This window comes from Paenibacillus spongiae (genome assembly GCF_024734895.1).
In the GTDB taxonomy this organism is placed as follows: domain Bacteria; phylum Bacillota; class Bacilli; order Paenibacillales; family Paenibacillaceae; genus Paenibacillus_Z; species Paenibacillus_Z spongiae.
In genome coordinates this window covers 7,340,150-7,353,963 of sequence record NZ_CP091430.1, presented here as the reverse complement: position 1 = coordinate 7,353,963, position 13,814 = coordinate 7,340,150, and the positions used below count along the sequence as shown (strand labels likewise).

15 protein-coding genes and 1 other annotated feature are annotated in these 13,814 nt (G+C 53.5%); of the genes, 13 read left to right on the top strand and 2 right to left on the bottom strand.

Annotated elements, in window-relative coordinates; genetic code table 11:
• The first annotated feature begins 103 nt into the window (after positions 1-103).
• From L1F29_RS33040 to L1F29_RS33030, 3 genes are all read left to right on the top strand, one after another.
• Complete coding sequence (locus L1F29_RS33040; RefSeq protein ID WP_258386194.1) at positions 104-418, top strand: MGMT family protein; 315 nt, start codon at positions 104-106, stop codon at positions 416-418.
• A gap of 175 nt (positions 419-593) precedes the next feature.
• The gene (locus L1F29_RS33035) at positions 594-1,370 is read left to right on the top strand and encodes a helix-turn-helix domain-containing protein (protein WP_258386193.1); all 777 of its coding nucleotides are present in this window, start codon (positions 594-596) and stop codon (positions 1,368-1,370) included.
• A 63-nt stretch (positions 1,371-1,433) separates the two neighbouring features.
• Complete coding sequence (locus tag L1F29_RS33030; protein ID WP_258386192.1) at positions 1,434-1,712, top strand: hypothetical protein; 279 nt, start codon at positions 1,434-1,436, stop codon at positions 1,710-1,712.
• A 191-nt stretch (positions 1,713-1,903) separates the two neighbouring features.
• Here the strand turns inward: L1F29_RS33030 and L1F29_RS33025 are convergent, their stop codons facing one another.
• Positions 1,904-2,941, bottom strand: coding sequence for an LLM class flavin-dependent oxidoreductase (locus tag L1F29_RS33025; protein ID WP_258386191.1), 1,038 nt, complete (start codon positions 2,939-2,941; stop codon positions 1,904-1,906).
• A gap of 31 nt (positions 2,942-2,972) precedes the next feature.
• Positions 2,973-3,692, bottom strand: coding sequence for a 3-ketoacyl-ACP reductase (locus L1F29_RS33020; protein ID WP_258386190.1), 720 nt, complete (start codon positions 3,690-3,692; stop codon positions 2,973-2,975).
• Positions 3,693-3,954: 262 nt separating this feature from the next.
• Positions 3,955-4,194, top strand: a binding site (T-box leader).
• A 48-nt stretch (positions 4,195-4,242) separates the two neighbouring features.
• On the opposite strand from L1F29_RS33020, the gene L1F29_RS33015 reads away from it, so the two are divergent.
• From L1F29_RS33015 to L1F29_RS32970, 10 genes are all read left to right on the top strand, one after another.
• Complete coding sequence (locus L1F29_RS33015) at positions 4,243-5,055, top strand: GNAT family N-acetyltransferase (RefSeq protein ID WP_258386189.1); 813 nt, start codon at positions 4,243-4,245, stop codon at positions 5,053-5,055.
• 230 nt (positions 5,056-5,285) lie between these two features.
• Positions 5,286-5,717 carry a MarR family transcriptional regulator gene (locus L1F29_RS33010; protein WP_258386188.1) on the top strand — a complete coding sequence of 144 codons (432 nt, stop codon included), beginning with the start codon at positions 5,286-5,288 and terminating at the stop codon, positions 5,715-5,717.
• 54 nt (positions 5,718-5,771) lie between these two features.
• Entirely contained in the window at positions 5,772-6,524 is a 753-nt protein-coding gene (locus tag L1F29_RS33005) for an SDR family NAD(P)-dependent oxidoreductase (RefSeq protein WP_258389887.1), read from the top strand.
• Between the two features lie 81 nt (positions 6,525-6,605).
• Positions 6,606-7,364, top strand: a complete 759-nt coding sequence (locus tag L1F29_RS33000) for an SDR family NAD(P)-dependent oxidoreductase (protein ID WP_258386187.1) — start codon at positions 6,606-6,608, stop codon at positions 7,362-7,364.
• A gap of 245 nt (positions 7,365-7,609) precedes the next feature.
• On the top strand, positions 7,610-8,053 hold the full coding sequence (locus L1F29_RS32995; protein WP_258386186.1) for a MarR family winged helix-turn-helix transcriptional regulator: 444 nt from the start codon (positions 7,610-7,612) through the stop codon (positions 8,051-8,053).
• Positions 8,054-8,231: 178 nt separating this feature from the next.
• Entirely contained in the window at positions 8,232-9,179 is a 948-nt protein-coding gene (locus L1F29_RS32990) for a ring-cleaving dioxygenase (protein ID WP_258386185.1), read from the top strand.
• Positions 9,179-9,796, top strand: a complete 618-nt coding sequence (locus tag L1F29_RS32985; protein ID WP_258386184.1) for an alpha/beta hydrolase — start codon at positions 9,179-9,181, stop codon at positions 9,794-9,796. The genes L1F29_RS32990 and L1F29_RS32985 overlap by 1 nt, the downstream gene beginning before the upstream one ends.
• Positions 9,797-10,042: 246 nt before the next feature.
• The gene (locus L1F29_RS32980) at positions 10,043-11,359 is read left to right on the top strand and encodes a uracil/xanthine transporter (protein WP_258386183.1); all 1,317 of its coding nucleotides are present in this window, start codon (positions 10,043-10,045) and stop codon (positions 11,357-11,359) included.
• Positions 11,360-11,686: 327 nt separating this feature from the next.
• Positions 11,687-12,496, top strand: coding sequence for an MBL fold metallo-hydrolase (locus L1F29_RS32975; RefSeq protein WP_258386182.1), 810 nt, complete (start codon positions 11,687-11,689; stop codon positions 12,494-12,496).
• A gap of 208 nt (positions 12,497-12,704) precedes the next feature.
• The gene (locus L1F29_RS32970) at positions 12,705-13,814 is read left to right on the top strand and encodes an ABC transporter ATP-binding protein (protein ID WP_258386181.1); all 1,110 of its coding nucleotides are present in this window, start codon (positions 12,705-12,707) and stop codon (positions 13,812-13,814) included.

Here is a 13,814-nt window from a genome sequence, read left to right as displayed (position 1 = left end):
GTCAAAGGGAACCCGTGCGTAAGAGAATAAATGAACGAGCGAGCAAGCAAGCAATGGAGCAGTTTTCGATTGATAACAGATAGAGGGAGGCATGCGAAGGCGGATGAATCCATTCACGAAACGGGTTATTGAAATTATAAAGGCTATACCGGACGGGTCTGTCATGACCTATGGGCAAATAGCGGCACTAGCCGGAAGTCCGCGGGGAGCAAGGCAGGTGGTGCGGGTTCTGCATTCGATGAGCAAGGCGTACGCGCTTCCTTGGCACAGGGTTGTCAACGCCAAGGGAGAGATTGCCATTCAAGATGAAGAATCCCGTTTGAAGCAGATTCTCTACTTGAATAGCGAAGGCGTCATGGCGGACGAGGAGGGGCGGGTCGAGCTGGCGAGATACCAGTTCATCCCCGGGCCGGAGTAGGCGATTCAAATTCAACTGCAGGAAGGATAAATCAACTGCCGGTTGAGCGCGTAGAGCACGGCTCGATGCCGCAATCGTTCCCTGCATCTTATACTATAGCCGAGGGTAGGGAGACGGACCGTTCCGATCCCGGCCACTCGAATATCATTTGTTCATGAAGGGGAGGCAACTGTCTATGATGCAGGAGGCCGGGAAGCGGATCGCTCTGCTTCGTCATCGCAAAGGATTGACGCAGGAACAGCTAGGACAGCAATTGAACGTGTCCGGTCAGGCGGTTTCGAAGTGGGAGAATGGCGATTCGCTGCCTGATACGGCACTATTAGTCCATCTCGCGCGAGCGTTAGAGTGTACGATCGATTACTTGCTTGGATCAGATCCCAATGGGGGCATCAACCGTCTGCTGCCGGCGATCGAGGCGGAGATGCGGGAGATGGCACCACGCGAGAAAATTGATATGGCGTTCCGATTATGTCATTTGATCGATGAGATGTCCGATGGGCATGTAAGGTCTGCAGGGACGGAGAAGGGCGTGTTCGATCAGGGGCTCCCGTTCGTGCATGCCGGTCCTGAAGGAATCACGGTATGGTGGAAGGGAAAGCTTCATTGCAGCGTCACCTTAGATGCGCTTAAGGAAACGGAGGGCGTCTGGGAGGACGATCAGCTGCCATTCGATCTCTTTCCCGCGCAGTGGGATGGGCTGCTAACGTCACTCTTAAAGCAGAAGCGCTATTTCAATTCCAATGAACCGGTCCCGGCTGCTGCTCTTCAGACGGATGCTTCTACAGAGGAAGATGTTCGATTAACCGCCGAAGAATGGATGAATGCAGGATTAATGGAAAAAGGGAGAGGCGGGTACAGAATAGGCATCCAGGCGGAGGTGCTGCTCCGGCTGATCGCGGCGCTTCTTCACTCGATTGGCAAGCCCGGCGGGGTCTCTCATGCCGCTGTTTAGGCAGTATTGCGATCGTTATGATACAATAGCTCATACGATCACAACAGAGGAGTTGGCGAATAGATGAGCGAGCAAGTGAATGAACAAGAGATGGTTCAATATATCGCGGACAAAACAAAGGCCAGCCCGGCAAACATTCGGCTGGTACTCAAGCATGAACTGGGCTTTATCGACAAGGCGAAAGCAAACGCCAAGGGCGAGGTCGATATCGACAGCGACGAGCTGGTCGATTATGTGCTGAGCCGGCCGGACGTCAAGCTGGACGAAATGACGGTCGAGACGATCCTTGACGCGGAGATGGAATATTTGATGGACAAGGGTCTGGCAGGGTACGTGGATTAATCGATCGGCGCTCAAGCCCGAATAAGGGCTGTCAGGTCCGCAGCTCGTCCGATAACCCTGGAATTCCAAGATAACGGACTGGATGTCCGTTGAGGCCATATGTGCTGCTTACCGATAGTATGAACATGACAAAAAAGGGCGTTCCCCGGCCATTATGGCTGGGGAACGCCCTTTTACGTATAACAAAGGGATCAGGCCTCTTCTTTCACCGCTTCGGCCAGCAGCTGGTAGGAACGCAAGCGGGCCTGATGATCATAGATTTGAGCCGTTACAATGAGTTCATCGGCTTGCGTTTCCTGAAGAACCTGTTTCAAGCGGGCGCGCACGGTCTCCTTGCTCCCGGCAGCAGAGTAGCTGTGCTTGCCTTGAACCAAGGCCTGCTCATGGGGGCTCCATAGTCCGTCCATGCTCGGAACGGGCGGCTGCAGCTTGCCCGGACGGCCGCGAATGAGGTTAAGGAATTGCAGCTGCTGGGAGGTCGCCAGCATGCGCGCCTCTTCGTCCGTATCCGCCGCAACGATGTTCAGGCCAACCATGGCGTAAGGCTGGTCCAATACTTCCGAAGGACGGAAGCTGTTCCGGTACAGCTCTAGCGCAGGAAGCAGATATTCCGGCGCAAAATGGCTGGCGAAGGAGAATGGCAGGCCAAGCATCCCGGCCAGCTGAGCGCTGAACCCGCTGGATCCGAGCAGCCAGATCGGAATGTTAAGGCCTTCGCCGGGCGTGGCCCGCAGCGCCGTAAGACCCGATTCATTCGCCGGCTTCAGGTAGGAACGAAGCTCGCTTAACTGTTCGGGGAAGTTCTGCCCGTCGCTGTCAAGCCCGCGGCGCAGCGCCCTGGCGGTCAGCTGGTCGGAGCCGGGCGCTCTTCCGAGCCCTAAGTCGATCCGACCCGGATACATGGATTCCAATGTGCCGAATTGCTCGGCTATGACCAGTGGAGCGTGGTTAGGCAGCATAATACCGCCTGAGCCCACGCGGATCCTCTCCGTACCGGCCGCGACATAGCCGATCACGACGGAAGTGGCGGAGCTGGCGATCCCGGGCATATTGTGATGCTCGGCAAGCCAGTAGCGGTTAAACCCTAACCGCTCCGCATGACGGGCCAGTTCCAGCGTGTTGCGGAAGGCTTCCGCGGGAGTACCGCCCTCGGTAACCGGGGCCAGATCCAGGACAGACAGCGGGATCTCGTGCAGCTTTTTGCCTGATTCGGAATGCTCGTTGCTCATGCTATTGCCTCCTTATAGGACGGACTATGATTTACTGCGGGTTTGTCGTCCAAATTCCTGCAGCTTTAATAAATACGCGCTCCGGCAGCTTCAACGTTGCCAGAATAAGCTCGGATACATCCTCCGGCTGCATCATGCGGTCCTCATCGCTGACCGTGAGACCTGCATTGACGGCCAGCTCCGTATTGACGGTGCTCGGCGTAAGCGCGGTGACACGAATATTGAATTTGCGGACCTCCTGGAGCACGGCTTCCGTCAGGCCGAGAACGCCGAACTTGGATGCGCAATAGGCGGAGCCTCTGGCAAACCCACGCTCGCCGGCCGTCGAGGCGATGTTGATAATGCTGCCGCTGTTCTGCTCGATCATCGTAGGCAGCGCGGCTCGAGTAACGTAATAAGTCCCCATCAGATTGGTCTGAATGATCTGCTCCCACTGCCTTGGCTCCATATCGACCAGCGTGCCGAAATGCGCGACCCCGGCATTGTTGATCAGAATATCGATCGATCCAAGCTTGGCAGCCAGCGTCCGGATGGCTGTATCGACGTCTTCTTTCTTGGATACATCGGCCGCAGCGTAATAAACGTTAACCCCATAGTTGCCGGACAATTCCGACTGGAGAGCTTCAAGATCGGCGCTGCTTCTGGCCAGCAGACCAAGGTGGACGCCTTCCTTCGCCAAGGCGATGGCAGTCGTCTTCCCAATCCCTTTGCCAGCTCCGGTAATAATAGCGGTCTTATTCTTCAGTTCCATATTGATCTCTCCTATTGTTGACTCTTGTTCTATTCCGACGTATTGTTCCCCAAGAACGAGAACATTTACCCTTGCGAAATGAGCGGCATCCGGCATATCTATATCCTATACTAGCTCTAATAAGTATAGTAACAACAAAAGGGAGAGTCAACCGTACACGTTTTGGTTACAGTTATAGGAGCATGCGCCGGTTGGCGGAGAGTGGTGGAAATCATTTATTGACAGAATATTCATTCAATTATAAACTGGAAAAAATTATATTCCATATGCGATGAAGAGGACATTTCGGCCTGCGCATGAGCTGTACAGAGAGCTGCTGGTTGGTGCGAAGCAGTCAGCGGCGGGATTCGAGCCATCACCTCGGAGCAGGTCCTTCGAAATTAACAGTAGGCGGACCCGGATTCCTGCCGTTACATAGGAGCATCATTGATGGATGATGACTGAGCGGGTGTGCTTTTGTGCGCCAATAAGGGTGGTAACGCGGATATAATCCGTCCCTGAAGGGGATGGATTATTTTGCGTTCTTTTTCATTATGGAGGAGGGAATACCATGTTAGAGAGGCTGGTTCCAAACGACTGCGCATTGTCGCAAAGCCGGTTCAGGCTTGATGAAGCCCGGTATAACCTGATTCATCTCATTAGCGGGCAGCAGGAGAACGCATATGGCTTCAAATCGCCGGATGGGAACATGATTTATGCGCAAACACATGGCAATGCTGCATGGCTGTGGATTTCCGGCGATGTTCCCGGCGAGCGGAGAAGCATCCTTATGAAGGAGCTCGCGCATCGTATTCAAGGAACTGCGCTACCGGGAATTACGGGCGACCCGCAGACGGCAGAGGAGTTCGCAGCGGTCTATTCGCAGGCGAATGCGCTGTCGTATCGTACCAACATGATGATGGAAGCGTATGTCTGCCCTCAGGTGAAGAAGCCTGAGGGCGTCATCGGCCTCCTTCGACCTGCGGCAAGCCAAGACGTGAATATTGTTGCCGAATTTAAGGCAGGCTTCTCAGAAGAGGCGCTCGGTGCCGCTGTGGATCCGGCCAGCCTGCGGTCAGCGGCGGAGCAAATCATTGCCGGCGGCGGGCTATATCTATGGCTGGTAGAGGGAAAGCCTGTATCGATGGCGAATATCGCGCATCGTTCACCGAGACATGCCCGGATTAATGCGGTTTATACCCCTCCTGCAGAACGTTATAAGGGGTATGCAAGTGCAATTGTAGCCGAGTTGTGCGCCATCGCGATGAAGGAAGGCTTGGAGCCGATGCTGTATGCCGATTTGAACAATCCCGTTTCGAATAGGGTGTATAAGAATATTGGCTTTGTCGAGAGCGGAACGGTTAAGGCGATCCGTTTCATGTAGCGTTCTCTAAGACATTCCTTTTATTCATATAGGGACGGTCGTGACGGAGCAAGATGGCCTGTTCGCCCACGGTTTCTATTTTATGGCGGGATCGTCGGAGTTTGACAGCTGGCGCGGCTTGACTCGGTCAATCAGGGTGAGTAAGATAGAGGTATAATAGTTAAGAGGTATTAACTATTTCAATGTTTAAATAGTTTGATGGTCAATCGATGTGCGTAAAGAGGTGATGAATGCTGGATAAGAAAGATCGGTTATCCTTCATGGTTTCCAGCCAGATGACTCAGTTTGTGGTTGGCTATACCAAAATTTTAGAGAACGATTTAACTGCGCCTCAATATTTAATTATTCAAATCCTTGCCGTGGAAGAGAAGCAGAATTGCTCGGATCTTGCGGTCGCGCTCGACATCACGCTGTCGGCTGTCACGAATTTAACGAATAAGCTGGTTGCCAAAGGCTATATTGAACGAACGGTTTCGGAAACCGACCGGAGAAACGTCTACCTGCGCATTACCGACAAGGGCAGAGAAGTCGAGAATCGCATTGTGGAAAAGTACAAGGAGATGACGGAGACGCTCTGGGCTGGCTTCACGGACGAAGAGATCGATTTGCTGCTGGCTTCCTATGAAAAGATGTTAAGCAACATTCAGATGCGAAACAAATAACAGGATATGGGCTTGAAATTAGCTTTCCGGCCTGTCGTCCCACATGGAGGAGACATCATGAGATTAACAGACAAAGTGGCGATTATTACAGGTGCTGCAGGGGGCATGGGCAAAGCCGACGCGATCCTTTTTGCTAAAGAAGGGGCGAAGGTTGTCATTACGGACTTACAAGAAGAGAAGCTGCAGGAAACGGTTCAAGAGATCGTGCGGAGCGGCGGCGAGGCGGTCGGCTTTACGCATAATGTGACTTCGGAAGAAGATTGGATCCGGATTGTTGATGAGACCATCGCCCGTTTCGGGAAGATTGATATTCTCGTCAATAACGCCGGCGTTTCCAACGCGACTCCGATGCTGGATATGACGGTAGAGCAATGGGACAAGACAATGGCGATCAACGTAACGGGCACCTTTCTGGGGCAAAAGCATGTCATTCCGCACATGATCAAGAATGGAGGAGGCTCCATTGTTAACATTTCGTCCATTGCCGGATTGACCGGCGGCAGCGGCGCAGGCGCGTACACCGCCAGCAAAGGGGCGGTCCGCCTGCTGACCAAGGCAACGGCAATCGACTTCGCGAAGCATAATATCCGCGTCAACTCGGTGCATCCAGGCTACATCAAGACTCCTATGTCGATCGAATTGATGGCTGACGAGAAGATGAAACAATGGTTCCTGTCCCAGTCTCCGCTGCCTCGTCTGGGCGAAGCGGAGGACATTGCGAACGGCGTATTGTTCCTTGCTTCCGACGAATCTTCTTATATAACGGGAATCGAGCTTCCCATCGACGGGGGCTACTACGCGAAGTAAGCGGCCATGCCGGACCGTCCGGTAAGAATGAACCGGATCCAAGCTAATCGTGTCAACTAACTTAGAGGAGCGTGTTCTGACATGACTGAATCCAAGCAGGTTGCTGTCGTTACCGGAGCGGGGAGCGGGATCGGAAGAGCGAGCAGTCTGAAGCTGGCCGAGAACGGCGCGGCTGTCGTGCTGGTCGATTTCAACAAGGAGACCGGGGAAGAAACGCTGCGGATGATCAAAGAGCGCGGCGGAGAAGGAATATTCGTCCAAGCCAACGTGGCCAATAGCGAAGAGGTGCAGAATTACGTCAACAAGGCTGTGGAAACGTACGGGAAGATCGACTTCTTCTTCAATAATGCGGGCATCGTACAGAAATTTTCCAGATTGGCCGACGTGGAGGAAGCCGAGTTCGACCGCCTGGTCTCCATCAACGTCAAAGGCGTCTTTCTCGGAATGAAATATGTCCTGAAGGTCATGGACAAGCAAGGCAGCGGCCATATTCTGAATACGGCCTCGACGGCGGGAGTCCGCAGCGAGCACAGCGCCAGCGTCTATTCGGCGACGAAGCACGCGGTAGTCGGGATCACCAAGGGGGCGGCGCTGGAATACGTCGGCAAGGGAATCCGCGTCAATGCGATTTGTCCGGGAGCCGTACAGACGGCGCTGACGGAGGGCGTGGCCAAGTCCTTCGCGGAAGGCGGATATGTGCCGGAGGAAATTTCGAAGGTAAGAATGGGGCGTCCGGCTCAGGCCGACGAGATCGCCGGAGTCGTTGCGTTCATGGCATCGCCGGCTTCCAGCTACATGACCGGCTCCCTGGTCATGGTAGACGGCGGTTTGACGCTGTAATCCCATCATGGTCAATAGCCGCATCTTGATCCGGTTGAATGAACAAAACGGGTTGAGATGCGGCTTTTTTACATAGAAATCAGCGTTCACGCAAAGGTGGAGGATACGGAGTGAGGATCTAGGCGCGCTGCGAAACGGAAAAAGAAACACGAATATGGGTTGACATTTTAAATCAAATCAAGTATCTTAAATTTAAGATACAACAATATGAACCATATGGCGCTATTGGGAAGGGGGAAGGCCGGATGGATCTATCCAAGAACGAGGCATTGAATCTCTTCATCGCCCTGTCCAGAGCCAGTCAATGGGTGAATGCCCACGCGGATCGGGACATTCGAAGATATGGCTTGAATCGGACCGAATTCGGCGTCCTTGAGCTGCTGTATCACAAAGGCGCTCAGCCGATCCAGCAAATCGGCGGGAAAGTGCTGATGAGCAGCGGGAATATTACGTATGTCGTCGACAAGCTCGAACGGAAGAATTTTGCGAAGCGCAGAGCATCGACCGATGATCGGCGTCTCATTTTCGCAGAGATAACCGAGCAAGGGAAACAATTCATTGAAGAAGTGTTTCCTGGACATACTGAAGTTATTGAGAAGGCTGTAGAGGGCCTTTCGCCGGAAGAGCAGCAGGCCGCGGCCAAGCTATTGAAGAAACTCGGCAAGCATGCGCAGGACAGCTTCAAGTAGTTATATTCGCCCGACGTATATGACTACTTTCATTTTCTGCTATATATCTTAATTTTAAGAAACTTTATGCTGAATTAATGCAATCGATTGGAATCGTGGTCCGACCGGGAATCAACCCTGACGATCCCTTTGAAGATCCGGCAGCCAATCGATAATCATGAAAAAGGAGTGGACGATGATGAACAAACAGACTGCGGGTATTCACCACATTACCGCTTTTGTGCAGAATGCGCAGGCGAACGTTGACTTTTATGCCGGGGTGCTGGGCTTGCGCCTGGTCAAGAAAACCATTAACTTCGATGCCCCGGAAGTGTACCATCTGTACTTTGGCGATCAGATTGGAAGCCCGGGCACTATTATTACGTTCTTCCCTTGGGCAGATTCGCGGAAGGGCAAGGTGGGCGGCGGACAGGTTGGCATTACGACCTATGTCGTTCCCGCAGGCACGCTGGATTTCTGGGAAGAGCGCCTGAAGCGTCACCGTATCCCGGTTACGCAGACGACCCGTTTCAATGAACGCTACCTGCAGTTTTCCGATTATGACGGGCTTCAGCTCGAGCTGGTCGCGCGTGAGGAGGGGCCGGCAAGCGAATGGTCGTTCGGCGGCGTGCCGGCAGACAAAGCGATCAAGGGCTTCGGGGGCGCTGTTCTATATAGTACGGCGCCTGCATATACCGGTAATTTGCTGGAGCGGGTAATGGGGCTGCAGAAGGTGGGCCAGGAAGGGGATTATACGCGGTATAGAGCGACCGGTGATTTGGGAAATATCATTGATGTGAATGTAACCCCGATGGCCTATGGCGTCGGTGGAGCGGGCACGGTTCATCATATTGCTTGGCGCGCCAAGGATTATGAGGACCATGCGCAGTGGAGAAGCCATATCGAGGAGAACGGCTTATCGCCGACGCCGATCATTGACCGTCAATATTTCAATGCGATCTATTTCCGGGAAGCTGGCGGCATACTGTTCGAGATTGCCACGGATCCTCCTGGATTCGCACGCGACGAAGAGGCGGATGAGCTGGGCGAAAAGCTGATGCTGCCCGAGTGGTATGAGCCGAACCGGAGCCAAATCGAAGCGAACTTAAGTCCCATTCAAGTACGCGTACTGGAGGCGGATAAATAATGCAACACCTCTATTTGCAAGGAGCGGATCCCCATGCTCCGGTGCTGGTGCTCTTCCATGGAACAGGGGGAACGGAGCGCGATTTGCTGCCGTTGGCGGAGCAGATTTCACCCGCCTCGCCCGTACTCAGCATGCGGGGCAATGTGCTCGAGAACGGTATGCCCCGCTTCTTCCGCCGCTTGGCGGAAGGCGTCTTCGACGAGGAGGATCTGATCTTCCGCACGAAGGAAATGAGCGGCTTTCTTGATCATGCGGCTGAAGAATATGGGTTTGACCGCCGTAATCTTGTCGCCGTTGGTTACTCTAACGGAGCTAATATAGCAGCAAGTCTGCTATTTCACGAAAAAGACGCGCTTCGGGGCGCGGTACTGCATCATCCGATGGTGCCCCGTCGAGGCGTGAAGCTGCCCGATCTATCGGGCGTCCCGATCTATATTGGCGCCGGGACGAATGATCCGATCTGCTCCCCTGAAGAAACGGAGGAGCTGTCGAAGCTGCTGTTGGATGCAGGCGCATCCGTTACCGTGGGATGGGAAGCCATGGGACATCGGCTAACCAGCTCGGAGGTCGCTGCTGCAGCGGCGTGGTATCGATCCCAAGCTTGGACAGCGCGCTAACGTAAGGGGTATTGATATTGTTGAAAGAAGGAGCCAGCCTTTTCGCATGCGCGAGGAGGCGGGCTCCTTAATTTAACCCTAAAGGATGCCGGATGCCGGTTATTCTGTCCAAGGGCTTACATAATTCGGATGTTGGATTCACGGCCGTCGTGGTATCATAATTGATTAGTGCCCATCGGAATCCGCTTGTCGAAAATGGGCGAGCATCTCATCATCCTTGTTTAAGGTAGGAAGGAACACCGAATCATGATGCAAATGCAGTTTACACCTAAGATTGGCCTTGCCGGTGTACAGTGGATGTTTTTTATCCTGACCAATACGGTTGTCGTACCGCTTACTTTGGGGCAAGCCTTTCAGCTGCCCGCGGCACAAATCGCTTATGCGCTTCAGTTTTCATTCATCCTAACCGGGCTCATCTGCATGCTCCAGGCCTTATTCGGGCATCGATATGCGCTTATGGACGGTCCGGCCGGCCTCTGGTGGGGAATTACCCTCAGTCTTGCGGCTTCAGCGTCCATGGGAGGGAGCAGCTTGGCCGCTGTCGGGGGAGCTCTCGCCGTTGGGTATATGCTGTCCGGGTTGATGATGGCGGTCCTGGGATGGCTCGGCTTCGTCAAGATTTTGATCAAGCTGTTTAATCCTGTCGTCATCAGCGTCTCTCTGTTCTTATTGACCGTTCAATTAATGAGGAATTTCTTCACCGGAATGCTCGGCATACAGGAGAACGGGCAGCTCAATCCGTCGGTAGCCTTACTATCGATCGGTATTGCGCTGTTCGTAGCGGTCGTATATTTGAAGGCGCCCGGCTGGCTGAGCAACTTCGCCTTGCTGCTGGGCATCATGCTCGGGTGGCTTGTTTATGAACTCTGTTTTCCGGGGGCCGGCGGAAGCGAGCAGCTTGCTGCCGGTGCCGGGAAGGTGAAGCTGTTCCCATGGGGAGAGCCGCGGCTGGATTACGGCATCTTGATCACTTCGTTTGTCGTTGGACTAATTAATATGTCGAACACCATTACGGCTTTAACGGCTGCGGAGAAGTTGTACGGGCAAACGTCAACAGAGGGGCAATACCGGCGGTCGTTCTTGCTCACAGGCCTGTTCACGATGATCGCGCCTGTGTTCGGCATGATTCCGTTCGGCACGTTCGCTTCTTCGCTTGGCTTGCTGGAGAGTACGAAGATACTGCGCCGGGAAGCGCTGGTCGTCGGCGGCGGATTGTTTCTGTTCCTCGGCCTTATTCCCCCGCTTGGCCATTGGTTCTCGAAGCTGCCGCTAAGCGTCGGGAGCGCCGTATTGTTCATTGCCTATCTGCAAATGTTCGGCACGGCGGTCCGCACGATCAAAGGAATCGCTTTCGATTCCAAGAGCATCTACCGGCTTGCGCTTCCATTGCTGCTCGGGATCTGTATCATGACGATGCCGCCGGTAGTGTTCGCAGGCCTGCCGGCTTACATCCGGCCTTTGGCCGGCAACGGATTGGTTATTGGTATTATCATGGCCATTATATTGGAAAATTGCGTGAACTGGAGGCGTCTGGGAGACCCCTCGGCAGGGAAGCATGCATAACAGGGTCCGGGCAGGAGTGAAGTTCCTGTCCGGACCCTTTTTTCGTTCAACGAGAATCTTACGGAAAATCACCAGGTATGGCATCGGGATTCTGTAAGAAAACAGAATCAGCGTTCCCGGCTGCATTATCTCACCGTCCTTTCCTTGCTTGATATTCCGAACCGTTCCGTTCACGGATTGAGGCTGCTTTCTTTGGGGTTTATTCCCTTGGAAGCGGTTGCTTTCTGCTATAATTGAAGGGATGCATGCTTATGTACATACATGATCTATTGGTGCAGCTTAAACTGCGTCAATAGAGGACTCAAGTTTATGAGGAGGTAACAACGAATGAACGTTCATTTTCTAGGTACCGCCGCTTTTGAAGGAATCCCGTCCTTATTCTGCCAATGCGACACGTGCAAGCAAGCTCAGGCACGAGGAGGCAAGAACATCCGCACACGAACCTCCGTTATGATCGACGGGGAGCTTAAGATCGATTTTCCGCCGGACACCTGCCATCATGCGATTCGCGACAATATCGATATGGATAAAGTGAAGGATTTGATCTTCACGCATTCGCATTCGGATCATCTGTATGCCGAGGATATGCTGATCCGAATGGCGGGGTATGCGAAATCGGGCGATCATCCGATTCATGTCTACGGGCATGATCTGCCTATTCGCAGCTGTATCGAGAAGCTGGGCATGCAGCAGGACAAGTACCGGTTCCATATTATAAAGCCGTTCGAACCGGTGCAGACGCAGACCGCAACGATCGTCCCGCTGGTCGCGGATCACGATATGACCGAGACTTGCTTGGTGTATCATATCGAGAAGGATGGCAAGACGATCTTCTACGGCCACGACAGCGGTTGGTTCCCGGAGCAAACCTGGCAGTGGCTGAAGGGCAAGAAGCTGGATCTGGCGATTCTGGAATGCACCACAGGCAAATTGGGCGGCCGCAGCAACCATATGAATGCGGATTGCGTGCTCGAGACGAAGGAGTGGCTGCTTGCCAACGAAATTATGAATCCAGGCGGCAAATTCGTCGTGACCCACTTCTCGCATAACGCCCATCTGCTGCATGAGGATTTGACCGAGATCTTCGAGCCGCACGGCATTACGGTCGCATACGATGGCATGAAAATTGAGTTGTAATCATCGATTATTAATATAAGATATGATACCTATTCAAGGGCATCCTGCTGAGGATGCCCTTGTTTGCGTCTGTGCAGGGCACCTGCATCCTGTCTGTGACGGCTTCCTCGTATTTAGGCACGCGGGGTGCCTCGGCCGCGCGTAGGAAACGGGATTCTGGGCAGAATATGGCCATACCATGAAACGAGTGGATAGATGGGGTGCTGCCATGATTCAATTCAAACAAGTCACGAAAAAATATAACGACGGCATGATGGCGTTGAAAGGAATCGACCTGGAGATCAAGGCGGGCGAATTAGTGACCCTGATCGGCCCGAGCGGCTGCGGCAAAACGACGACGATGAAAATGATCAACCGGCTGGCCGAGCCCACCTCCGGTCAAATATTAGTCAATGGCAAAGATATCGCTCAGATGAATCCGGTCCTGCTGCGGCGGAATATCGGCTATGTGATCCAGCAGATCGGCCTGTTTCCGCATATGAAGATCAAAGATAATGTCGCCATCGTACCCAGACTGAAGAAAATGAATAAGTCCGACTACGAAAAAAGAATCGATGAATTAATGGATATGGTCGGCCTGGATCCCGATATGTACCGGGACCGCTACCCGGCGGAGCTAAGCGGAGGCCAGCAGCAGCGCATTGGCGTCATCCGGGCAATGGCTGCGGAGCCTTCGATCATTCTGATGGATGAGCCGTTCAGCGCGCTCGACCCGATCAGCCGCGAGCAGCTGCAGGATGAGCTGGTCCGGCTGCAGGAAGAAGTGAAGAAGACGATCGTATTCGTCTCCCATGATATGGACGAAGCGCTCAAGATCGCCGACCGCATCGTCCTGATGAGGGAAGGGGAGATTGTTCAGGCGGATACGCCGGACCGGATATTGAGGCGTCCCAAGAACGATTTTGTTCGTACGTTTATCGGCGAGAACCGGCTGCATGAGTCCGAGAATTTGATGGTAGAGGATGTCATGATCCACAATCCGGTGACGGTCTTCCTGTCGCGCGGATTGGCGCACGGAGCCAAGCTGATGAAGCATTACCGCGTGAATAGCTTGCTTGTGACGGATAAAAACCGCACTCTCAAGGGGATCGTGACCAAAGAGATGCTCGAAGAGCGCTATCATGAGGAAGACATGTCGCTGCAGGAGATTATGAAGTCGGACATCCCGTCCGTTCCCATTGGGACAGGTGTAACCGAGGCGGTTGAGATCATGAAGCAGCACGGCCTCAGCAGTCTTCCCATTGTACACGCCAATGGGCATTTGGCGGGGCTTGTGACCAATTCCAGTCTAATCGATGCGCTGCTGAAGCAGATCTAG